Origin of the sequence: Atlantibacter sp. (genome assembly GCF_032062175.1) — a bacterium.
Classification (GTDB): domain Bacteria; phylum Pseudomonadota; class Gammaproteobacteria; order Enterobacterales; family Enterobacteriaceae; genus Atlantibacter.
Map to the genome: position 1 here is coordinate 1 of NZ_DAMBQK010000018.1, position 22,917 is coordinate 22,917.

The 22,917-nt window shown below is 52.1% G+C and carries 21 protein-coding genes and 1 tRNA gene; 10 read left to right on the forward strand and 12 right to left on the reverse strand.

From position 1 onward, the window contains the following. Positions 1-195 precede the first annotated feature (195 nt). Genes RT120_RS15405 through RT120_RS15415 form a run of 3 tightly spaced genes read left to right on the forward strand, consistent with a single transcriptional unit; the run spans position 196 to position 1,757 of the window. Positions 196-930, forward strand: a complete 735-nt coding sequence (locus RT120_RS15405) for a glycoprotein 3 (protein WP_312983916.1) — start codon at positions 196-198, stop codon at positions 928-930. Next, positions 927-1,163, forward strand: a complete 237-nt coding sequence (locus RT120_RS15410) for an ogr/Delta-like zinc finger family protein (RefSeq protein WP_002437740.1) — start codon at positions 927-929, stop codon at positions 1,161-1,163. Before RT120_RS15405 ends, RT120_RS15410 begins: the two co-directional genes overlap by 4 nt. Before the next feature lie 18 nt (positions 1,164-1,181). Further along, positions 1,182-1,757, forward strand: coding sequence for a phage polarity suppression protein (locus tag RT120_RS15415; RefSeq protein WP_312983918.1), 576 nt, complete (start codon positions 1,182-1,184; stop codon positions 1,755-1,757). Positions 1,758-2,716: 959 nt separating this feature from the next. On the opposite strand, the gene RT120_RS15420 is transcribed toward RT120_RS15415, so the two are convergent. The 6 genes from RT120_RS15420 to RT120_RS15445 all read right to left on the reverse strand — a co-directional run bounded on the left by RT120_RS15420 (position 2,717) and on the right by RT120_RS15445 (position 8,475). Continuing rightward, a complete protein-coding gene (locus RT120_RS15420) occupies positions 2,717-3,994 on the reverse strand; it encodes a DUF6575 domain-containing protein (RefSeq protein ID WP_312983920.1) in 1,278 nt (425 codons plus the stop codon). Positions 3,995-3,996: 2 nt separating this feature from the next. Continuing rightward, entirely contained in the window at positions 3,997-4,380 is a 384-nt protein-coding gene (locus tag RT120_RS15425) for a hypothetical protein (RefSeq protein ID WP_312983922.1), read from the reverse strand. Positions 4,381-4,389: 9 nt separating this feature from the next. Beyond that, positions 4,390-5,067, reverse strand: coding sequence for a DNA-methyltransferase (locus RT120_RS15430; protein ID WP_025983243.1), 678 nt, complete (start codon positions 5,065-5,067; stop codon positions 4,390-4,392). Between the two features lie 140 nt (positions 5,068-5,207). Next, positions 5,208-6,470 (reverse strand): tyrosine-type recombinase/integrase, encoded by a 1,263-nt coding sequence (locus RT120_RS15435; RefSeq protein ID WP_312983926.1) that lies wholly within the window; start codon positions 6,468-6,470, stop codon positions 5,208-5,210. A 163-nt stretch (positions 6,471-6,633) separates the two neighbouring features. After that, positions 6,634-6,718 (reverse strand) — tRNA-Leu (locus tag RT120_RS15440). A gap of 116 nt (positions 6,719-6,834) precedes the next feature. Continuing rightward, a complete protein-coding gene (locus RT120_RS15445) occupies positions 6,835-8,475 on the reverse strand; it encodes a dihydroxyacetone kinase subunit DhaK (RefSeq protein ID WP_312983928.1) in 1,641 nt (546 codons plus the stop codon). A 137-nt stretch (positions 8,476-8,612) separates the two neighbouring features. Here RT120_RS15445 and RT120_RS15450 point away from each other — a divergent pair, with 137 nt between their 5' ends. Then, entirely contained in the window at positions 8,613-10,115 is a 1,503-nt protein-coding gene (locus RT120_RS15450) for a DUF853 domain-containing protein (RefSeq protein WP_312983931.1), read from the forward strand. Positions 10,116-10,169: 54 nt separating this feature from the next. Here the strand turns inward: RT120_RS15450 and lptG are convergent, their stop codons facing one another. Both lptG and lptF read right to left on the reverse strand, forming a co-directional pair. After that, positions 10,170-11,252, reverse strand: coding sequence for an LPS export ABC transporter permease LptG (gene lptG, locus RT120_RS15455; RefSeq protein WP_312983933.1), 1,083 nt, complete (start codon positions 11,250-11,252; stop codon positions 10,170-10,172). Further along, positions 11,239-12,351 carry an LPS export ABC transporter permease LptF gene (gene lptF, locus RT120_RS15460; RefSeq protein WP_312983935.1) on the reverse strand — a complete coding sequence of 371 codons (1,113 nt, stop codon included), beginning with the start codon at positions 12,349-12,351 and terminating at the stop codon, positions 11,239-11,241. Before lptF ends, lptG begins: the two co-directional genes overlap by 14 nt. A gap of 268 nt (positions 12,352-12,619) precedes the next feature. Between lptF and pepA the strand changes: the two genes are divergently transcribed. The 3 genes from pepA (at position 12,620) to RT120_RS15475 (ending at position 17,527) form a co-directional block, all read left to right on the forward strand. Next, positions 12,620-14,131: a leucyl aminopeptidase gene (gene pepA / locus RT120_RS15465; protein WP_312983940.1), complete on the forward strand. Its 1,512-nt coding sequence runs from the start codon at positions 12,620-12,622 to the stop codon at positions 14,129-14,131. Positions 14,132-14,210: 79 nt separating this feature from the next. Next, positions 14,211-14,666, forward strand: a complete 456-nt coding sequence (holC, locus tag RT120_RS15470; RefSeq protein WP_312983942.1) for a DNA polymerase III subunit chi — start codon at positions 14,211-14,213, stop codon at positions 14,664-14,666. 5 nt (positions 14,667-14,671) lie between these two features. Further along, positions 14,672-17,527 (forward strand): valine--tRNA ligase, encoded by a 2,856-nt coding sequence (locus tag RT120_RS15475; protein ID WP_312983945.1) that lies wholly within the window; start codon positions 14,672-14,674, stop codon positions 17,525-17,527. Positions 17,528-17,607: 80 nt separating this feature from the next. Here RT120_RS15475 and RT120_RS15480 read toward each other — a convergent pair whose 3' ends face one another. Further along, on the reverse strand, positions 17,608-18,795 hold the full coding sequence (locus RT120_RS15480; RefSeq protein WP_312983951.1) for a DUF898 family protein: 1,188 nt from the start codon (positions 18,793-18,795) through the stop codon (positions 17,608-17,610). Between the two features lie 180 nt (positions 18,796-18,975). On the opposite strand from RT120_RS15480, the gene RT120_RS15485 reads away from it, so the two are divergent. Further along, on the forward strand, positions 18,976-19,479 hold the full coding sequence (locus RT120_RS15485; protein ID WP_312983953.1) for a GNAT family N-acetyltransferase: 504 nt from the start codon (positions 18,976-18,978) through the stop codon (positions 19,477-19,479). 117 nt (positions 19,480-19,596) lie between these two features. Here RT120_RS15485 and RT120_RS15490 read toward each other — a convergent pair whose 3' ends face one another. The 3 genes from RT120_RS15490 to rraB form a co-directional block, all read right to left on the reverse strand. After that, a complete protein-coding gene (locus RT120_RS15490; protein WP_312983954.1) occupies positions 19,597-20,421 on the reverse strand; it encodes a topoisomerase II in 825 nt (274 codons plus the stop codon). A 91-nt stretch (positions 20,422-20,512) separates the two neighbouring features. Further along, positions 20,513-21,271, reverse strand: coding sequence for a tRNA isopentenyl-2-thiomethyl-A-37 hydroxylase MiaE (gene miaE, locus RT120_RS15495; protein ID WP_409515059.1), 759 nt, complete (start codon positions 21,269-21,271; stop codon positions 20,513-20,515). Positions 21,272-21,316: 45 nt separating this feature from the next. Next, on the reverse strand, positions 21,317-21,742 hold the full coding sequence (gene rraB / locus RT120_RS15500) for a ribonuclease E inhibitor RraB (RefSeq protein WP_125293037.1): 426 nt from the start codon (positions 21,740-21,742) through the stop codon (positions 21,317-21,319). A gap of 99 nt (positions 21,743-21,841) precedes the next feature. Here rraB and argL point away from each other — a divergent pair, with 99 nt between their 5' ends. After that, positions 21,842-21,937 carry a putative translational regulatory protein ArgL gene (gene argL, locus RT120_RS21765; RefSeq protein ID WP_409515060.1) on the forward strand — a complete coding sequence of 32 codons (96 nt, stop codon included), beginning with the start codon at positions 21,842-21,844 and terminating at the stop codon, positions 21,935-21,937. Next, positions 21,907-22,911, forward strand: coding sequence for an ornithine carbamoyltransferase (gene argF / locus RT120_RS15505; RefSeq protein WP_312983957.1), 1,005 nt, complete (start codon positions 21,907-21,909; stop codon positions 22,909-22,911). The genes argL and argF overlap by 31 nt, the downstream gene beginning before the upstream one ends. The last annotated feature ends 6 nt before the right edge of the window (positions 22,912-22,917 follow it).

A 22,917-nucleotide genomic window follows, 5' to 3' on the forward strand; every position in this document is an offset into this window, starting at 1 on the left:
ATTCTTTTATTTCTGGTGAACAGAGTGAACAGTTATAAGTAAAAAAACAAACGGTGAGTAAGGTTTTCCTGCGACCTCTTTCTGGCGAGCCGGGTTTGCCTGTGTTTTGTGTCAGACCTGCCACAACTGCAATCAGTCGTGCTGTTGTGTGGCGCACGGCAGAATGACCTCACACCCACTGCTGAGAGTCATAACATGAGTGAGACTGATTTCCCCGGTTACCTGAAACCCGCACTGGATGAGCTGGAAAATGCCAGGGCGGCCCATCTCGACAATGCACGACTGCTGGATGAAACCACCACTGCCATCAGCCGCGCCGCAGAGCAGAAAGCTGAACTGGAGCAGGAAAACGGCAGCGACGCCAGCGCATGGCGCATGGCCTTTCGTACCGGTGGCGCGGTCATTACGGACGAACTGAAAAAAAGCCATATCGAACGAGTGGCCCGCCGCGAGCTGGCGCAGGAATGTGAAAACCTTGCGGAGGTGCTGCGCCTTGAAAGTGACCGGCTGAAAGGAGCCTGTGACAGCACGGCGAAGAAATACCGCAAAGCCCATTACGCCCTTCTCAGACAGTACGCAGACCAGGAGCTGGATACGGCAATGCGTGAGAGCTGCGCGGCACTTGTCCGGGCGATGAAGCTGAAAATGCTGGTACTGGATAACCCGCTGGCAAACACTGCCGGCACTGAAGGGTATGTGGAGCCGGAAAAGGCCGTGATGCATCAGGTTAAATCCTGGCTGGATAAACAGGTGGAAGCCTGCCATATCCGTCTGGCTGACGAACCGGTGCTTTATAAAACGGGGCTGTCTGCCGACACCCTTCCGCACATGGACTATGGCGTGGCAGGCAGCGTTGCCGGTAAACAGGCATGGCAGGCAAAATTACAGGAGCGCGAAGCGGAGCTTAAGGCCCGGGGATTACTGTCATGATCCACTGCCCGTTCTGCAAACAGGCGGCACACGCCCGTACAAGTCGCTATCTGTCGGAAAGTGTGAAACACCGCTATTACCAGTGCACTAATCTGCTCTGTTCAGCAAGTTTCCGTTCGATGGAATCCATCGACAGTATTATCCGCCCACCGTCAGAAGGGGGTGAGGCGGATGATTTTATTAAAGCTGAGTCCGGCAGGGCCAGAACGCAGCGACCATCCGCCACGCAGTAATCTGACAGGAAAACAACCGTGACCACATTAACCACACAACAGGCCTCTGAAATCTGTCAGGCAGACAAAACCGCCTGGCTGACGCTTAAAGCTGAACTGGCGCAGGCAGAGCAGGCGCTGTATCAGCACCTGACCGGTGACAGTGAAAACTGCCCGGTAAGACTCGCGGAACTGCGCGAAAGTATCGACGCGAAAAAATGGCAGATTAACCAGGCGGCCGGTCGCTATATCCGCTCGCATGAAGCCCTGCAACGCGTCAGTATGCAGAACGGCCTCAACGGGTTTATACAACAGCACGGCGCAACGCTGGCCGCCGTGCTGGCTCCAGAATTAAAGGCGCTGAACGGCCAGCCGGAGCTGGTCAGGCATCGCGCCCTCGACCGTGCCGCCGGTTATTTTCGCGAAGCCCTGAACAGCTGGCTGAGCGACGAAAAAGAAATTAATTATTGCGCGCAGGATAACGACATTTTAACCGCCGCCGGACACAGGCCCGACGCGGCTTCGCGGGTGGATAATCAGCAAAAATATACGCCCGTTCAGCACCGGATTTATGCGCGCCGGTGTGCAGAAATGACCGCGCAACGCCCCGCCTGAAAATCCCCGAAAACCCGCTGTTTTTCCTGAATTAAGCCATGCATCCACAGGGTGCATGGTTTTGCATGCGTTTATGCATCATTTTAGACCCTTCCCGCACCAGTCCCGGCGCGGCACTAGCGGATTCGTGCACCTGCATTAAAACCGCCCTCTTAAGCGGGCAGGCGAGGCGGGGAAAGCACTGCGCGCCAGCGGTAAGGTATTTATTTAATTCTGTTTAATTTCGCGGCATGAGCGCGTCGCTGTGCCGCGCGTGTTCGCGGGTGTTATTGCGATGTTGTTCGAGGGCGTGACGGGCTTCTGAGGCTGCCAGTTGAGGGGGGGTAAGTAAAAGTCGCCCAGAGGCGACGGAAATCTGTCATTTCGTCGTTCATTGTATCGCTTCTAAAGCCTCTATTTCCATGACGTATTTGGGCCTGTGGCAGTCCGCGTCGCCATGCACCTGCATGTAAACCGCCCCATGAAGCGTGCCAGGCGAGGCGGGGAGAGCATTACGCGCTAACGGTGAAAATAATTATTTTTCGCTCACGTAACGTCATGATGCCTCGACTTTAAGAAATTGCGATGTAATTAATTTTTTAATATGGAAGGTGCAACGTGCTAACTGGCAGTTATTCTAGCTCAGAAAAAGGAGAGATTTATAACGCCCCAGACCATCATTAAATTGATTCCACTTCTAATCCTTTAACTGGGGTATATTCCCCAACATCTATCACTAACTTTTTACAACCGTTTTGTAATGGCTATATTTTGTTGTTTAAAAACACTTCTATCCATATAAATAAATTCGATTCAATCGATATTATTGACCCACTTTAAGATGCATGCCTCAATGGATTAAAAAGAAAGTCGAACTCAATGACTTTATATAATAACAACCGAAGGTAAATCGGCTTTAGAATAAGATGCAAAAAGATTGAATGGGGAATGCTTCCCCATTCAATCCAAGCCACTTAAAATCATAAAGCCGATTTAAATTCTTTAACCCATGAAAATAAAGTTTTTGAGCGACGCTTAGCTGTGTCCACTGCTAATCCATTAGCTTTTTCGATAAGGAACTCTGCAGCGGTAGACTCATCAATTTCGGTGATCTTCTCCACACCACAATATTTCATCCAAGCCCAACCACAATCTGAGTTCTCGAATGCTTCTGACAGTAAAGATATTTGCTCCTTGGAGTTTTGTGCATAAAAAACTTTCCAGCCAAGAGGTTGGAGAACAAAACCATTAGCTTTAACCAAACCCAACAACTTCGCTGCGTGCTTATAATAATTTATTTGCCGCGGAGTAATACCCTCAGACTCTTCATTGAATAACTCATTATTACCAACAGAACTAACCAACTTAATAACCCTATGGATATCATCAGCTTGGGGAACAAGCTCACTAGAAAAGTATCTTTGGTTATGCTCTTGAATTTTCTCTTTTTCAGATGCTAATTTTTTTGCATCTATGGTAAATAACGATGCCCCAGCATTTGACCTGACTTCTAATTTATAGTTGTAAGTTCTTAAACTGGAGAGTAAAGCCTCAAAATCATCCAAATCAACACCAAGACCTTTAATAGCCTCGTAATCAAGTTCAGATGATTTCAAAACAGAAAGAAATTCAATGAAATTGCTTATGAAAACGTCATTATTCTCGGCGATGAATTTTGATTTGTAAGAACCTATGGATGAAGTATAGGGTATAAGTGAAAAGTCATCATTACAAATAACCCTAGCTACTTTGTTATATAAAGAATTCCAAGTATTAACAATTTTTTGGATTGGCTCCCACTCAATATTCTTTTCGCTTCGGTCACGATAAATTCTTATTTCGTGGATATTATTTAATATCTCTTTCTCATCATTATAGACAACAGAAAACTCACCATCCTCATCTAATGCTATAAAATAGCCAGCTGGCGGAAGCGTTTCTGAATCAATATTCCGATATGGAAGAACATCTACTTTGCAGTCAGATAAATCATACGGAGTTGATATGATAATAACATTTTTATTAATAAAAAAATCTCTAACTTGAATAAGTCCAGAATCAAGATTAGAAATCTCTAAGTTGTTCATTGGTGCATAATACCATGAATCAAAACTATCAGACTCATCAAACCAATAAACTAAATAGAACTCTTTAGTTTTTGCGCTCTTCGCTAAAAATGTCCTTGGTACATCATAAAAACTATAGATTTTCTCTATAGAAAGCTCACCAAGTTCATTCGTAATTGGTAAGTAATACATAATTAACCTACTATCTTAAAATTACTTTCAATTCGAGTATTTAGTCTTAACCAAGTTTCGAAATGAGATTTTTTATTTGGTTTTGACGCTTTACCATGAACAGGTTCAAGTGTGCCAATTGCAATCTTTTTTTTCCGTAAAGCAGCGTGAAAATTTCTTGCACACTGCACCTGCTCAAGGTCCCTGAACATGGATGTACCATAATCGCTAGGCCTAAGCTTACCTGTTTTTTTAATGTAAGGTTCCTGGTTATGCCCCACAAAGTCCTTGTCAGTCGGCGGGTCATTTGCCACGATCCGAAAAGCTTCTCCTGTAGCATCGACTGCATCTTCAGGAGGAACATACTCAGGAAAATCTGCCGGCCAAGGATATTCAGAATAATCCATATCAATCCCTCAATTTATCAAAGAGTTAAGCCTCTCAGTCGCAATCCTAAGCGATTCTTTGCTAAGGTCATTACCCAGAAAGAATCTATCATTTTCTAGAGCAGCAACACCTACCGGGCAGGCTCCCATAAATGGATCGCAGACAATTTCACCAGCAATACTACTTTGTTTTAGCAATATTTCCATAAGCTTTGAGGGTTTTTCTGTAGGGTATCCCTTCAAAATTCTTGGGCAAGAGAGGACATCAGGAATAGAAAGATCGTTAAGTTTTCGTTTTCCCTTCTCAAAGAAGAGAATGAACTCATACTTCGCACGGTAATGGTAGCCCATCCCTATACGTTGTTTATCCCAAACTAAAGGTTTCCAAAACTTAAACCCCACCTTCTCAGCCACCGGCTTAGCGTAAAATGCTGTCTCTTGGTCACAAAAAAGATAAAAATGTGTATTTTTTTTCATGACCCTATAGATTTCTCTAAACAACTCTTCGAATCGTTCATTAGGAAAGATTTCGAACCACTCATTACTTGATTTCGTACTATTTTTTAATCTTGTTGTTGTGCCGACTTTCCGGTGTTTTTCAAGTGACTCATAAGCAGGGTCAGTAATGACCAAGTCTAATGAATCATCTTTCAGAGTCTTAAGGAAATCAACAGCATCCATTTGAAAAACATTATATTTATTATTCATTTTTTTGTATCACTGTCGGCTAATTATTCACATAAATAATATTGTATATCCATACAGTAATCCTTTCAATCCATCTTAATCTTACTGTGTAGTTTCGAAGTGCGATGTCTTACATGTCAAAATGAAGGCTGAAGTAGACTTTACATGCTAAAACACTTTGCATAATCATAAGGAGTGATGGATTTTTTTATGTTCATCTGAAGATAATCAGCCCACCACTGAACCATCAATCGACGTTCATCCAAATGCTCTGATGTGTGAATGTAAGCCGCACGGACATTATTACGCTCAGTGTGGCTCAACTGACGTTCTATTGCATCATCGCTCCATAACCCTGACTCACCGAGCGCACCACGCGCCATCGTCCTGAACCCATGCCCGCAGACCTCTGTTTTCGTGTCATATCCCATCGCACGCAATGCGCTGTTTACTGTGTTTTCACTCATAACCTTAGTTGCGTCGTGATCCCCCGGAAATAGCAGCTCTTTATCACCACTAATCTGCTTTAACTGGTCTAACAAAATCATCGCCTGTCGACTAAGCGGAACGATGTGCTCCTCTTTCATCTTCATGCCCCGATACGAGTAGCGCACACCTTTAATTTCTTCACGTTTCGCAGGAACGCGCCAAAGGGATTTATCGAAGTCGAACTCATCCCAACGCGCGAAACGTAACTCACTGGAACGCACAAAGGTAAGTAAGGAAAGCTCGACCGCGATCCTTGTCATTACACGGCCACGATATGCAGCAAGACGAGCAAGAAATTCAGGGAACCGGCTGGAGGGTAAAGCGGGATAATGTCGCGCTTTGGTTGTCGATAGCGCACCGGCCATATCACTGGCTGGATTTGAGTCAATGTAATCGTTCTGTACGGCGTAACGCATTATGGCCGTGACGCGCTGTTGCAGGCGCTGAGCAACGTCGTGTTTACCACTGGCATCAACTTTTTTAATCGGGGCTAACAGATGACTAGTTTTGAGCTGGCGAATGTCGGACGAACCGATATAGGGGAAAATATAAAGCTCAAGATAGCGTAGAACGCGCGATTGATGGTCTTCACTCCAGCGCTTGTTACTGGCATGCCATTCACGAGCAATTTTTTCGAAAGTATATGCCCCCGAATTCTCAGCCTGAGCTTCTTTCTGTTCGGCTTTTGGGTCAATGCCCTGCACTAGCAGCTTTTTAGCTTCATCGCGCTTTGCTCTTGCCTGAGCAAGCGTCACAGTAGGCCAAACACCAAAAGCGAGGCGATCCTCTTTTTTATCTGAGGGGCGCCTGTATTTCATGCGCCAGTATTTGGATCCCTTGGCCGAAACCTCAAGATACAAACCGCCGCCATCGGCCATTTTGTAGGTTTTGTCCTTTGGCTTTGCGGCCTCGACCTGTTTGGCGTTGAGCTTCATTTGGGGGCACATTTCTAATCGAAGTTAAGATGCCCCCAATTATGCCCCCAATGACATCCGGATTTCAACGGACAACCTCGGACGATTCAGGACGAAGGAATCGCTGAACTCATTAATTTTAAAGGAATAACTGGACTTTCTCGGATGATCTGGGAAGTACTAATGGTGCCGAAGGCCGGACTCGAACCGGCACGTATTTCTACGGTTGATTTTGAATCAACTGCGTCTACCGATTTCGCCACTTCGGCACTGAAGAGGTATGCGGAAAACGTTGTGGATTATACCTGCAACTCCCTCACGCGCAACAGTTATCCCTTACCCTGCCATTCAGATGCTGAAAAAACCAGCACCCGAATCCCCTACATCACCGCTTAACCAGCGCCCCAAACACCTCAGCCACCGCAACGGCCCCCGGGTCCGGCACGCCGTTCAGGTTCTCGCTATTGACGTATGACGAGCGCCCGGCATTGGCTTTCTGAATCTGCGCCGTCGCTTCCGCGCCCTGCTTCGCAGCCTTCACAGCAGCCTCCAACCCCTCACCCGCCAGCGCCTCCAGTGCAGGCTGCAACGCGTCGATTAACGTTCTGTCACCCAGGTCCGCACCGCCGTAGCGTTTCATCTGCTGCAAGCCCACGTTCAGCGCCTGCGACAACACCTTCCCTTCCGCCACCTTCTGTCCGGCAGCGGTAAAGAAAATCGACATTAGCACCCCGCTTGACCCGCCCATCACGGTAGCCAGCCGTTCGCCGATCAACAACAGCAGCGCGCCGGTATCGTTAAGCGGCAACTTTCCTGCCTCAAGCTGGGTTTTAATGTCGCGCGCGCCTTCGGCAAACGTCGATCCGGTATCGCCGTCGCCCACTTTGGCATCCAGCGCGTTCAGCCGGTTTTCCAGGCTGATTAACGTATCGGTGGCCGTGGCGACAATCTGTTTCGTGGCGGCGTTCTCGCTGGGCGTAACGTCCATGCGATTGTAAATCGGGTTATGCGGCTGGGCTTTCACCGTGCGGAACGGCACAGGCGGCTGCCAGCCCGCCGTCTCAACGCTGGCCTTTAATGCCTTCTCAAAGGCCTCATCCAGCGCGATGGCCGAGAGCGAGAAGCCTTTCATATCCAGCGCGCTCACCAGCGCCGCCGGGCCAATCAGGTAATCAATCTGCTCACTCAACCTCGAGTGCGCCAGTTCTTTAGTTAACAGCGCCATCTCAAGCGCCGATACGCCGCCCAGGTTGTTGATCATCACCGCCAGCCGGGCATCCGGCCCGGTTTTTTGTTGGAGCGCGTCCACCAGCTGCGCCACAATCTCCTGGCTGTTATGCGTCTCGACGATGCTGGCACCCGGCTCGCCATGAATGCCCAGCCCCAATTCGATTTTACCCGGCTGGATGCGGTTCTCTTCTTCACTGCCCGGTAGGTTGCAGGTCTGCATCGCCACACCCAGGCTCCAGACGCGCTGGCTGGCGGTCTGGGCCAGGTCACGCACTTCGCTGAGGGACCTTCCCTGCTCCGCCGCGAATCCAGCGATTTTGTGCACCAGCGCCGTGCCCGCAATGCCACGCGGCTGTTTGTTATCCGGCAATGCAATATCGTCTGCCACAGTCACCATCTCGACTTTCAGGCCGTGGCGTTTGGCTTTCTCCGCCGCCAGGCCAAAGTTGAGCCGGTCGCCGGTGTAGTTTTTGACGATCAGCAGGCAGCCGCGGTCGCCGGTCACGGCGACAATCGCGTTGAGTACCGCATCCACGCTCGGCGAGGCGAACAGGTCGCCGCACACCGCTGCGGTTAGCATCCCTTTGCCGACAAACCCGACATGCGCCGGCTCATGGCCTGCGCCGCCGCCGGATATCACCGCCACTTTGCTTTTATCCCAGTCGCTACGCACCACGACGCGGATTGCCGGGTCGATATCAAGACGCGTCAGGTTACGGTGCTGAGCGGAGAGAATAACACCCTCAATCGCATCGTTGACCAGCTGTTTGCGTTCGTTAAAAAAGAATCTGGACATGTTTTCCAAAAAATAAGTAAACCGTATGCAAAGCATAGTCGGTGATGCGGGATATGCCGCAAAGTCAGCATTTTACCGATGTTCTTTCGTCGTGAATTACCTATGATTTAAGCGAAACCATCATAAGGAAATTCACCATGACCGCACCGCTGCTTATCGCCAGAACGCCGGACGTTACGCTGAACCTGTTACCGCAAATGGCTAACCGACACGGGTTGATTACCGGGGCGACGGGAACCGGTAAAACCGTCACGCTGCAAAAGCTGGCGGAATCGTTGTCTGATATCGGCGTGCCGGTTTTTATGGCGGATGTGAAAGGCGATTTAACCGGGATTGCGCAAGAGGGTGCGGCATCGGAAAAACTGCTGGCACGCCTGAATGGCATAGGCGTCACCGACTGGCAGCCGCACGGGAACCCGGTCACGCTGTGGGATATTTTCGGTGAAAAAGGCCATCCGGTACGGGCTACGGTGTCGGACATGGGGCCGCTACTGCTTGCCCGTTTGTTGAACCTGAACGAAGTGCAGTCCGGGGTATTGAACATCATTTTCCGCATTGCGGATGAGCAAGGGTTGTTGCTGCTTGATTTTAAAGATCTACGCGCCATCACCCAGTACGTCGGCGATAACGCGAAATCGTTCCAGAACCAGTACGGCAACATTAGCAGCGCATCGGTGGGTGCTATCCAGCGTGGGTTGCTCACGCTTGAGCAGCAAGGGGCCAATGAGTTTTTCGGTGAGCCAATGCTGGATATCAAAGACTGGATGCGCACTGATGCCAACGGCAAAGGCATCGTGAATATCCTGTCGGCGGAGAAGCTGTATCAGATGCCGAAACTTTACGCCGCCAGCCTGCTGTGGATGCTCTCCGAACTGTATGAGCAGCTGCCGGAAGCGGGCGATTTGGATAAGCCTAAGCTGGTGTTTTTCTTCGACGAGGCGCATCTGTTGTTTAACGACGCTCCGCAGGTGCTGCTGGACAAAATTGAACAGGTGATCCGTCTGATCCGCTCGAAAGGCGTGGGCGTATGGTTTGTGTCCCAAAACCCTTCGGATGTCCCGGATATGGTTTTAGGCCAGTTGGGCAACCGGGTTCAGCATGCGCTGCGCGCGTTTACCCCTAAAGATCAGAAAGCCGTCAAAGCGGCGGCGCAAACCATGCGCGCCAATCCGGCTTTTGATACTGAAGAAGCGATCCAGGCGCTGGGCACGGGCGAAGCGTTAATTTCATTTCTCGATGCCAAAGGCAGCCCAGGCATGGTGGAGCGCGCCATGGTGATTGCCCCCTGCTCGCGGATGGGGTCAGTAAACGATGATGAGCGCAACGGGCTGCTCAATCACTCTTCGCTGTATGGCAAATATGAAGATGCGGTTGACCGCGAATCCGCTTATGAAATGCTGCAAAACCGCGTGGCGGATGCGCCGGAACAGGGTAACGCGCCGCCTGCTAAAGGCACGCAGGTCACAGAAGATGGCGGCCTTATCGGCGGGTTAAAAGACATTCTGTTCGGCAGCACCGGTCCGCGAGGCGGCAAGCGTGACGGCATGGTGCAGACCATGGCGAAAAGCGCGGTGCGTCAGGTAACCAATCAGATTGTACGCGGGATGCTGGGAAGTATTCTGGGCGGAAGGCGGCGTTAACAATCGGCTGGCACAAGCAATAAAACAAAGGGGTGCAAATTTGCACCCCTCAATTTATGACTTACGGACCAGCAACCACAGGCTTATCAGGAAGAAGCTGGCGCTTGGCAACAGCGCGCCCATAATCGGCGGAATGTTATAGACCAGGCTCAGCGGGCCGAATATCTGGTCGAGCACGTAGAACAGGAAGCCGAAGCTTATCCCGGTCACCACCCGTACGCCCATCGGTACGCTACGCAGCGGGCCAAAGATAAATGACAGCGCCATTAGCATCATCACCGCCACGGAAAGCGGCTGGAAGATTTTACTCCACATATTGAGCTGATAACGGCTGGCATCCTGACCGCTGGACTTCAGATAGCGTACATAGTCGCGCAACCCAGTAATAGACAGCGCATCCGGGTCCAGCGCCACCACGCCCAGTTTGTCCGGCGTGAGGTTGGTTTTCCAGGTGCCGGTCACGGTCTGCGTACCGGTGATTTGCTTATCGTTGGTCAGATTGGATTCATCTACCTGCGACAGCTGCCAGACACGCGTTTCCGGGTTAAACGTCGCCGTGGCGGCGTAACGAACCGTCTGTAAACGGCGCTGATCGTTGAACGAATAGATGCTGATACCACCCAGCTCGTTATCGCCTTTCACGCGCTCGATATAGACAAAATTATTACCGTCTTTCGCCCACAGGCCTTGCTGAGTGGAGAGCAACGAACCGCCGTACATCATCTGCGCACGGTAGTTACGTGCCATCTGTTCACCCTGCGGCGCAACCCATTCGCCAATCGCCATGGTCAGCAGTACCAGGGGGATCGCCGTTTTCATCACCGACAGCGCGACCTGCATACGGGTAAAGCCGGACGCCTGCATCACCACCAGCTCGCTACGCTGGGCCAGCATGCCAAGCCCCAGCAGTGCGCCAAGCAGCGCCGCCATCGGGAAGAAAATCTGCGTATCCTTCGGTATGCTCAGCAGGGTATACATCCCTGCGCCGACAGCGGAATAACTGCCTTCGCCGGTTTTTTTCAACTGATCGACAAACTTGATAACGCCAGACAGCGACACCAGCATGAACAGCGTCATCATGATGGTGTTGAAAATCGTTTTGCCGATGTATCGGTCAAGTACGCTAAATCCCGGCATTCACCACTCCTCGGCGCGAAAAACGGCTACGCAGTTTACGCATCGGCACCGTATCCCACAGGTTCAGGCCAATCGCTAACGCCAGGTACGCCAGGTTCACCGCCCACATCCAAATCATCGGGTCGAGCTTGCCTTTTGCGCCGTTAGAGCGCAGCGATGTTTGCAGCAAGAAGAAAATCAGATAAAGCAGCATCGCGGGCAGCATTGACAACACGCGCCCCTGGCGCGGGTTCACAACGCTCAACGGCACCACCATCAACGCCATCACGATCACGGCGACAACCAGCGTCAGACGCCAGTGGAACTCCGCGCGCGCCTGTTGTTTATCCGATTCCCAGAGCGTACGCATGTCCATCTGCTCTGAGTCTTCAGGATCGAGCGCTACCGCCTGGTGGCCAATGACGGCCTTGTAATCTTTGAAATCCGTAATGCGGAAATCACGCAGCAACGCGGTGCCTTCAAAGCGCGTTCCCTGGTTCAGGGTTACAACCTGTGCGCCGTCTTTACGCTGTGACAGCGCACCGGAATCGGCAACAACCACAGAGGGACGCGCATTGCCCTTAGGCCGCAGTTGCGCCAGGAACACATCGTTAAACTTGCTGCCATCAACGCTTTCAATAAACAGTACGGCGTTGCCATCGGTGGCCTGCTGGAACTGGCCCTGCGCCAGCGCCGCCATTCCAGGGTTGGCTTTCGCCTCCGCCAGCACTTCATCCTGATGGCGTGACGACCAGGGGCTGGCCCACATGACGTTGACCGTGGCCACAATCCCGGTCAACAGCGCCAGGATCATCGCAGCTTTTACCAGCACCGCTTTACTCAGGCCGCAGGCGTGCATCACCGTGATTTCACTCTCGGTATACAGTTTGCCCAGCGTCATAAGCAGCGCGAGGAACAGGCTTAACGGAAGGATCAGTTGCGCCATAGCAGGCACGCCTAAACCTAATAAGGAAAGGACCAGATTTGTCGGGATCTCGCCGTCGACTGCCGCACCCAAAATCCTGACGAGCTTCTGGCAAAAGAAGATCAGCAGCAGGATGAACAGTATCGCCAGTTGGCTTTTGAGCGTCTCCCGGACCAGATATCTTATGATTATCACATTAAATACGCCTGTGAATACGAGTCTTTTTGCAGGAAAATCGCTTGTTTCATGGCTTAAACGTCATTTATTCTCTTGAGTCGTCGAAAAGATCGCTAAGATATGTAAACTCAGCGGTAAGTACTTAAGATGTTGACGCGCCGAAACCGTAACAACATTCGTTAAGATTAACACGAAAGTCATCGCAACAGCGGAGCAAAGCGTTACGAAAGCGTTCAATTCTATCCGTAGCCGCCGTTGTTGTCTTTAAGATTCAGGAGCGTAGTGCATGGAGTTCAGTGTAAAAAGCGGTAGCCCCGAAAAGCAGCGGAGTGCCTGCATTGTCGTCGGTGTTTTCGAGCCGCGCCGCCTCTCCCCGATAGCCGAACAGCTGGATAAAATCAGCGATGGCTACATTAGCGCACTGCTGCGTCGCGGAGAACTGGAAGGCAAGCCCGGTCAAACCCTTCTGCTTCATCACGTTCCGAACGTGCTCTCTGAACGTATTTTGCTGATTGGCTGCGGTAAAGAGCGCGAGCTGGATGAGCGCCAGTACAAACAGGTGATCCAGAAAACCATCAATACCCTTAATGATACCGGTTCGATGGAAGCCGTATGCTTTTTGACCGAGCTGCACGTTAAAGGCCGCAATACTTACTGGAAAGTGCGCCAGGCGGTGGAAACCGCGAAAGAGTCGCTTTACTGCTTCGATCAACTCAAAACCAATAAAAGCGAACCACGCCGCCCGCTGCGTAAAATGGTGTTCAACGTGCCGACGCGCCGCGAACTGACCAGCGGCGAACGCGCTATCCAGCACGGACTGGCGATTGCCTCCGGTATCAAGGCCGCGAAAGATTTAGGCAATATGCCGCCAAACATTTGCAACGCCGCGTATCTTGCGTCTCAGGCGCGCCAGTTGGCCGACTCCTTCAGCAAAAACGTGGTGACCCGCGTGATTGGCGAGCAGCAAATGAAAGATCTCGGCATGCACTCCTACCTGGCGGTGGGTGCGGGTTCGCAAAACGAATCCCTGATGTCGGTGATGGAATATAAAGGCAGCACCTCGCCGGATGCCCGCCCTATCGTGCTGGTGGGCAAAGGCCTGACGTTTGACTCCGGCGGTATTTCTATCAAGCCATCCGAAGGCATGGATGAGATGAAATACGACATGTGCGGCGCGGCGGCGGTTTACGGCGTGATGCGCATGGTGGCGGAGCTTCAACTGCCGCTGAACGTAATTGGCGTGCTGGCAGGCTGTGAAAACATGCCGGGCGGGCGCGCTTATCGTCCGGGAGATGTGCTGACCACCATGTCCGGGCAAACCGTCGAAGTGCTGAACACCGACGCGGAAGGCCGCCTGGTGCTGTGCGACGTGTTGACCTACGTTGAGCGCTTCGAGCCGGAAGTGGTGATTGACGTGGCGACCCTGACCGGTGCCTGCGTGATTGCGCTGGGCCATCACATTACCGGGCTGATGTCGAACCACAATCCGCTGGCTCACGAGCTGATCGGCGCTTCCGAGCAGGCGGGCGACCGCGCATGGCGTTTACCGCTCAGCGATGAGTATTACGAGCAGCTCGACTCCAACTTTGCAGATATGGCCAACATCGGCGGCCGTCCTGGCGGTGCGATCACTGCCGGCTGCTTCCTGTCGCGCTTTACCCGCAAATATAACTGGGCGCACCTGGATATCGCCGGCACCGCCTGGCGTTCCGGTAAAGCCAAAGGCGCAACCGGGCGTCCGGTTGCGATGCTGGCGCAGTTCCTGTTGAACCGCGCCGGGTTTACCGGCGAAGAGTAACGGCGAAGAGTTATCGTCCTATCACAGCCCGGTTCTCACTGGGCTGTGCGTTTAACGTCATCACAAGAAGCCCCATATTATGAAGAGTGCAACCTTCTATCTGCTGGACAACGATACCCATCAGGACGGCCTCAGCGCCGTCGAGCAACTGGTGTGTGAGATTGCCGCAGAACGCTGGCGGGCGGGTAAACGTGTACTGATTGCCTGTGAAAATGAAGCCCAGGCGATACGCCTTGATGAGGCGCTCTGGGCGCGCGATCCAGACAGTTTTGTGCCGCACAATCTGGCGGGTGAAGGGCCGCGCGCCGGGGCACCGGTTGAGCTCGCCTGGCCGCAAAAGCGCGGCAGCAGCGCGCGCGATGTGCTGATAAGCCTGCTGCCGGGGTTTGCAGATTTTGCCACCGCTTTCCCGGAAGTGGTAGACTTCGTCCCTTACGAAGAAACTCAGAAACAACTGGCTCGCGAACGCTATAAAGCCTATCGCGTGGCTGGTTTCCACTTGACCACGGCCACCTACGGCGCCGCAAAGACATAGCAGAAATGGAAAAGACATATAACCCGCAAGATATCGAACAGCCGCTATACGAGCACTGGGAACAGCAGGGCTACTTTAAACCCAATGGCGATGAAAGCCAGGAAAGCTTCTGCATCATGATCCCGCCGCCGAACGTCACCGGCAGTTTGCATATGGGTCACGCCTTCCAGCAAACCATCATGGACACCATGATCCGCTATCAGCGCATGCAGGGCAAAAACACCCTGTGGCAGGCGGGCACCGACCACGCCGGTATCGCCACCCAGATGGTGGTGGAGCGCAAAATTGCCGCCGAAGAGGGCAAAACCCGTCACGACTATGGCCGCGATGCGTTCATCGACAAAATCTGGCAGTGGAAAGCGGAATCCGGCGGCACCATTACCCGCCAGATGCGACGTCTGGGCAACTCCGTGGACTGGGAGCGCGAGCGTTTCACCATGGATGAAGGCCTGTCCAACGCGGTAAAAGAAGTCTTCGTGCGCCTGTATAAAGAAGACCTGATTTACCGTGGCAAGCGCCTGGTAAACTGGGACCCGAAACTGCGCACCGCGATCTCCGACCTGGAAGTGGAAAACCGCGAGTCCAAAGGCTCGATGTGGCATATCCGCTATCCGCTGGCCGATGGCGCGAAAACTGCTGACGGTAAAGATTACCTGGTGGTCGCCACGACCCGTCCAGAAACCCTGCTGGGTGATACCGGCGTGGCCGTTAACCCGGAAGATCCGCGTTACAAAGATTTGATCGGCAAATTCGTGGTGCTGCCGCTGGTTAACCGCCGTATCCCGGTGGTGGGCGATGAGCACGCCGATATGGAGAAAGGCACCGGCTGCGTGAAAATCACCCCGGCGCACGACTTCAACGACTACGAAGTGGGCCGTCGTCACGCCCTGCCGATGATCAACATTCTGACCTTTGACGGCGACATCCGTGAAAGTGCGGAAGTGTACGACACCAAAGGCAACGAATCCGACGTTTACGCCAGCGAGATCCCGGCACAATTCCAGAAGATGGAACGCTTTGCCGCGCGTAAAGCCGTTGTGGCCGCCGTTGATGAACTCGGCCTGCTGGAAGAGATCAAACCGCACGATCTGACCGTACCTTACGGCGACCGTGGCGGCGTGGTTATCGAACCGATGCTGACCGACCAGTGGTACGTGCGCGCGGACGTGCTGGCGAAACCGGCTGTGGAAGCGGTGGAAAACGATGATATCCAGTTTGTGCCGAAGCAGTACGAAAACATGTATTTCTCCTGGATGCGCGACATTCAGGACTGGTGTATCTCCCGCCAACTGTGGTGGGGCCACCGTATTCCGGCGTGGTATGACGACCAGGGCAACGTGTACGTTGGCCGCAGCGAAGACGACGTGCGCCAGGAAAATAACCTGGGCGCGGACGTTGCGCTTCGCCAGGACGAAGACGTACTCGACACCTGGTTCTCCTCCGCGCTGTGGACGTTCTCTACCCTCGGCTGGCCGGAAAATACTGACGCGCTGCGTCAGTTCCACCCGACCAGCGTGATGGTGTCCGGCTTCGACATCATCTTCTTCTGGATTGCCCGCATGATCATGATGACCATGCATTTCATCAAAGATGAAAACGGCAAGCCGCAGGTGCCGTTCCACACCGTCTATATGACTGGCCTGATCCGCGATGACGAAGGCCAGAAGATGTCCAAATCCAAAGGCAACGTGATCGACCCGCTGGATATGGTAGACGGTATCTCCCTGGAAGAGCTGCTGGAAAAACGCACCGGCAACATGATGCAACCGCAGTTGGCCGAGAAAATCCGCAAGCGTACCGAGAAACAGTTCCCGAACGGCATTGAGCCGCACGGGACCGACGCCCTGCGCTTCACCCTGGCGGCGCTGGCTTCTACCGGCCGCGATATCAACTGGGATATGAAGCGCCTTGAAGGCTATCGTAACTTCTGTAACAAGCTGTGGAACGCCAGCCGCTTTGTGCTGATGAACACCGAAGATCAGGATTGCGGCTTCAACGGCGGCGAGAAAGTGCTTTCTCTGGCGGATCGCTGGATCCTGGCGGAGTTCAACCGCACCGTGAAGGCTTACCGTGAGGCGCTGGACAGCTACCGTTTCGATATCGCGGCGGGCATCCTGTATGAGTTCACCTGGAACCAGTTCTGCGACTGGTATCTGGAACTCACCAAGCCAGTGATGAACGGCGGCTCTGAAGCGGAACTGCGCGGCACCCGCAATACGCTGGTTAACGTGCTGGAAGGTCTGCTACGCCTGGCGCACCCGATTATTCCGTTTATCACCGAAACCATCTGGCAACGTGTGAAAGTGCTGAAAGGCATCGACGCCGACACCATCATGCTGCAACCGTTCCCGGCGTATGATGTCGCGCTGGATGACGAAGCGGCGCGTACCGATACCGAATGGCTGAAGCAGGCGATTGTAGCGGTACGTAATATTCGCGCTGAAATGAACATCGCGCCGGGCAAACCGCTGGAAGTGCTGTTGCGTGGCGCCAGTGTTGACGCTCAGCGCCGCGTGAATGATAACCGCAGCTTCCTGCTGAACCTGGCGCGTCTGCAAAGCATCACGTTGCTTGACGAAGGCGACAAAGGCCCGGTCTCGGTGACCAAAATCATCGACGGCGCTGAATTGCTGATCCCGATGGCCGGTCTTATCGATAAATCCGCTGAGCTGGCGCGTCTGGCTAAAGAAGTGGAAAAAGTTGAGATCGAAATCGGCAAGATCGAAAGCAAGTTGGGTAACGAAGGCTTTGTGGCCCGCGCGCCGGAAGCCGTAGTGGCGAAAGAGCGCGAGCGTCTGCAAGCGTTCCATGATGCTAAAGCCACGCTGATTGAGCAGCAGGGTGTGATTGCCGCGCTGTAAGCGTTTAGGTTGAACGAAAAAGCCGGGTTTGTTAACCCGGCTTTTTTATTGATATCGACTCAGGAACTTCATTCCAAAGATTAAGTAAAAGGAATAGTGACTATCAGCCCGCGTGACAGCACCGTCATGAACCCCAACTTCATTACCTCGTCTGAATCCTGAATGTCATCAAGAGATCCAATAACTTCACTATGGGAAGCCATATATCGTAATAAACGTACTTTAGCCCAGGGATAAGCCAGCCCACATGTCACAGCAACTAACGCAAAGTTGCTTAACAGTAGCCATACCATGTGAGAAAAGTTTAACGTTGATGAGAAACGAATGTTATTGCCTAACACTAATGCTGACCAAAAATAATTGCGGCAGGCAGTAAATAAATACCCAACGCACACCAGAATGGCCAGAATATAAATTAAATAGCTTGTGACGATAGCGCCAATATGGTTTGCAAAAATTTTCGCTTCGATTTCCGACTGGCTTAATCCAGACATCATTGAAAGTGAAACCTCTGAAAATATAGGTGCATTAATCTTTATTAGCACCCCAATAAAAGGTAATAGCATCAAATAAGATAACATACTTATCTTTATGCACTGTTTAGTGTTAATGAATGCAGAAAACCGTAAGTTACCGAATGAAGATGAGCCTGCGAACATTCTCATCCACATCGCCATAGATATTCCATTGACAATGCCAAGTAAAATAAACGCCATCAGCGCCAGTATAACAGCATTTACGATCAATCCGTTGAGACTATCGGGTGAAGGTATTGCTTTTATAAATCCAAATAAAATGAAAGCGCAAGCAACCATCAGTAACAGCGGGCAACCCATCATTACCCACCATGCACGTAGCGCAGAGCAATGAAAAGAAAAGCGGATGCCATTTAACCTGGTCATTAACGCCTGATAGCGCAAACTCAGCACAATACCACAGGGAATAAACAGCACAAAAAGAAGCAACATGATACTGGCGGCAACGACTTTTTGATTTACTAACACCACAACAAATATAACGTATAAGATAAAAAAGAGTAGCCAACTAACAAAAATCGCGCTGCCCTTTGCATGATAGCTAAAAAAGGCACCTGACAACTCCGTTTTCGAATAGATATATTTCCTGGTTTTCACCACCGCCCAGGGAAGGTAAACCCCAAGCGTAATTATCGTCAAGAAGATGTTAACTATCCAGATACCAAAATACTCAATCCCTTTGCCATGAAAAACAAAAGCGTGTCGCCTGTCGGCATTTTTTTCCAGATCCATTTCGCTACAGTCCCTTAGCCATAAAAAAATCAATTTGCGTTTCCATTTACTATTGCAGCACAGCCATTGAGTAAGTTAAATGCATGACCGGCTCAGAAACATTTTTTTCAGAATCTTGCGAATAGAAATTAACAGTGGTATTAAAGGCGATACGTTTTGTTAATTTTTCTGAGCGCTGTCATGACCATAGCTACCCGGGTTGACCTCTCGTTACGCCCGATCGCCCCTCACGATAATCCCGCTCTTGCGAGCGTCATCCGTACCGTTTCCGCCGAATACGGCCTTACCGCCGATAAAGGCTACACCGTGGCCGATCCGAATCTGGACAGCCTGTACGAACTTTACAGCCAGCCGGGGCACGCCTACTGGGTCGTAGAACGAGATGGAAAAGTCGTGGGCGGCGGCGGCGTTGCGCCGCTGTCATGCAGCGAGCCGGATATTTGCGAGCTGCAAAAGATGTACTTTTTGCCCGAAGCGCGCGGCCAGGGCCAGGCCAAGAAGCTGGCGATGATGGCGATGGGTTTCGCGAAACAGCAGGGCTTTACTCGCTGCTATCTGGAAACCACCGCTTTCCTGAAAGAGGCCATTGCGCTGTATGAGCATCTGGGTTTTTCCCACATCAGCGAGCCGCTCGGCTGTACCGGCCATGTGGATTGCGAAGTACGGATGCTGAAAAGCCTCTGACCTCAGTCTTCCCCGCGCGCTTTGAATAATATTATTAATGTCGCCACCTGTTCATCAGGCGGCGACAGCGCCTCTTCCACAATAAGTACGTCGGCATCCTTACTGGCGGAGCATTTTTTAATCGGCGCTGACCGAATAGCGGATAATCCCCGCCGCCTTATTCACCGGCAGTTGCAGCACGTTGCGCCACAGATCCTGGGTGATGTTGCACACCACGTCCTCTTTCCCTGCCGCTTTCTGCGGCTCGTTCATTAACGTAATATCCTGGCCGTACTGCTGGACCAGTTTCTGGACAATAGGCTGAACATCTTGCATCGCCTGCTGGCGTTCCTGCGGCGTGACCTGGTGTTTATTGGGGCCGTAGGCGGCGCGCATCATGTCGGCATCCACATCCAGACGATGCTGGGTGACGTCAGCCGGCAGCATTCTGGCGGCATTGACGCCCCCTTTTACCGCCGGGAACAGGAAGCGGAAACAGGCATCGTCGCTCTGCTTTTGGATCAGGGCAGTTTGCTGCATATTTGCCTGCATAAACGCCACCACGTTGGCATCGGGCGCGGTTTGCAGGCGCGCCATCTGTATGGCCAGGATTTGCGGCTGAATAGCGTCGATCACGTTCTGCTCCGACTCGCCCGCTTTCTGCATCGCCAGCGCCTGCTCGCGTATACGGCTCCAGGTTTCCGGCTCCTGCTCGCGGAGGAGTTGGTATAGTGGCAGCCGCTCCATCGCGGCATCAAACTTCTCGCCTTCCGTCATCTGCTGCGCGACGTTATCGCGGGGGATCAGGTATTTCACATCGATAATGTTCCACACCACGATGGCGAGCAGCGCGATAATCACGGCGCTGGTTTTACCAATCCAGCCTTTTTTACGAAATACGCCGACCACAATGGCGATAACCGCGCCGATATAGCCCGCAAGAATGACGTGTGTCCAGTTCATAATTTTCCCTTCCAAGTGCAAAGGCTTCTTTGTACCAGGCTGAGCTGATTTGTCACCCACTCAGACCCTGACCCTGCCAATTTTAGGAGAGTTAAACCGGAACGCCGCTGTGGAAACGAAATTCGGGATCGGGTGACTGGATCAGTTCAGCCTCCACCTCGCCCAAATAGCGCACGCGCGGCGCGATATCGTCCGGTGAAATTTGCTGCGCCAGGGACAAATAGTCCTGATAATGGCGCGCTTCAGAACGCAGCAGGGAGAGATAGAATTTCTGTAATTCATCGTCGAGATACGGTGCCAGCGTGGCGAAACGTTCGCAGGAGCGCGCTTCGATATACGCCCCGCAAATCAGCTTATCAATCAGCATCGCAGGCTCGTGAGTGCGGATCGCACGCAGCAGACCTTTGGCATAACGGCTGGCGGTGATTTTCACATACGGGATATCTCGCGCAGTCATCACTTCCCGCACCTGCCAGAAATGATGCAGTTCCTCTTTAATCAACAGTACCATGCTGTCGATTAGCACCTGGCCCCAAGGATCGTCGGTTTTCGGCATCTCACTTTTACTAACGCGCTTTTGCAATGCCACAAAATCTACTTCCGGGCCGTTATAAAACGCGAAAGTTTCGTAGGGCCTGAGCCATTCGAGCAGCATGTCGGAGCCGGATTTATCCGCTACGTATTTACGGATCAGCAGCATCGCGGTTTGCGCGGCTTTGAGTTCGCAAATCATATGGTCAGTTAACAACAGAGGAAGGTGTTCCGGCAGTCTGGCTTTCTGGAGCCAGGCATCCGGGGTGGCGCAGAGGAGGAATTGGTGTACTGGTTCGAGTAATGCAGAGGTGTTCATTCGCTGTCCTTCAGGGCGGCAGCCAGACGCTGCCGCCGCGCGAGATTAGTGACGGACGCCGTCGTCGTCGTCATCCATGTATTCGTCATCGTCGCCGTCTTCACCCTCTTCACCGTTCGGATCTTCGAAGTAGGTGCCCCAACCGTCGTACTCCACATCAAACTTTTCAGCCAGGTCGAGCAGTTGCGCCACCTGCGCGTCAATCAGCTCGGCGTTGAGCGCGCATTCGCTCAGCACATCGCAGCAAATCACGGTTTCGCCTTCGTCCAGTTCCAGCTCTTCCGGGTCGGTGACTTCGTAACCCATTTTGAAAGCTTCAACCGCGGCTTTTTCGAGCGTTTCAAAATCATCTGCCGAGAGGTGATGTTCGATGGTGTACAGCGCATCCGGATCGCTGCCGTCCTCAAGCAACTCTTCAATGATAAGACGCGTTTCTTCGCGTTGTTCTTCCAGTAGTTCCGGGTTTGCCATGGCTCGTTCCTCAATGTGTTGGCCGATAGTGACTATTTTCACATACCCCAGTGATTGCCTCCACCTTTCCGGTAAAAGTTTTATTTTTCGGGGTTGCAAATGCATATTCATACATATAAATTGAATTTTAATTCAATAAGTGGCATCAGCCAGGTGAGGGAACTATGTCGGCTTTCTATCAAAAACATTTTCTGAAATTATTAGATTTTACCCCTGCACAGATAAACGCATTGCTCGATCTTGCCGCAACGCTGAAAAGCGATAAAAAGAATGGTCAAGAAGTTCAAAAGCTTACTGGTAAAAACATCGCGCTCATCTTCGAAAAAGACTCAACCCGTACACGATGCTCTTTCGAAGTTGCCGCTTACGACCAGGGCGCTCGCGTCACCTATCTCGGCCCAAGCGGCAGTCAGATTGGGCATAAAGAATCAATTAAAGACACCGCCAGGGTACTGGGCCGGATGTATGACGGCATTCAGTATCGCGGCCACGGCCAGGAAGTGGTGGAAACGCTGGCGCAGTATGCCGGCGTGCCGGTGTGGAACGGCCTGACCAATGAATTCCACCCGACGCAACTGCTGGCAGATTTGTTGACCATGCGCGAGCACCTGCCGGGCAAAGCCTTTAATGAGATGACGCTGGTCTATGCAGGCGATGCGCGTAACAACATGGGTAATTCGATGCTGGAAGCCGCTGCGCTAACCGGGCTGGATCTGCGCCTGGTGGCTCCGAAAGCCTGCTGGCCGGAAGCGGCGCTGGTAGAAGAGTGCAAAGCGATGGCGGCGCAAACCGGTGGCAAAATCACCCTCACCGAAGAGATCGCCGCGGGCGTGAAAGGCGCGGATTTTATCTACACCGACGTGTGGGTATCTATGGGCGAAGCCAAAGAGAAGTGGGCCGAGCGCATCGCGCTGCTGCGTGATTATCAGGTCAACAGCCAGATGATGGCGCTCACCGGCAATCCCCAGACCAAATTTCTGCACTGTTTACCGGCGTTTCACGACGATGAAACCGTTGTCGGCAAGCAGATGGCGGAGCAATACGGGATGCACGGCGGCATGGAAGTGACCAACGAGGTGTTTGAATCGCCGAACAGCATTGTGTTTGACCAGGCAGAAAACCGCATGCACACCATCAAAGCGGTGATGGTGGCGACCTTAGCCCAATAAATACAA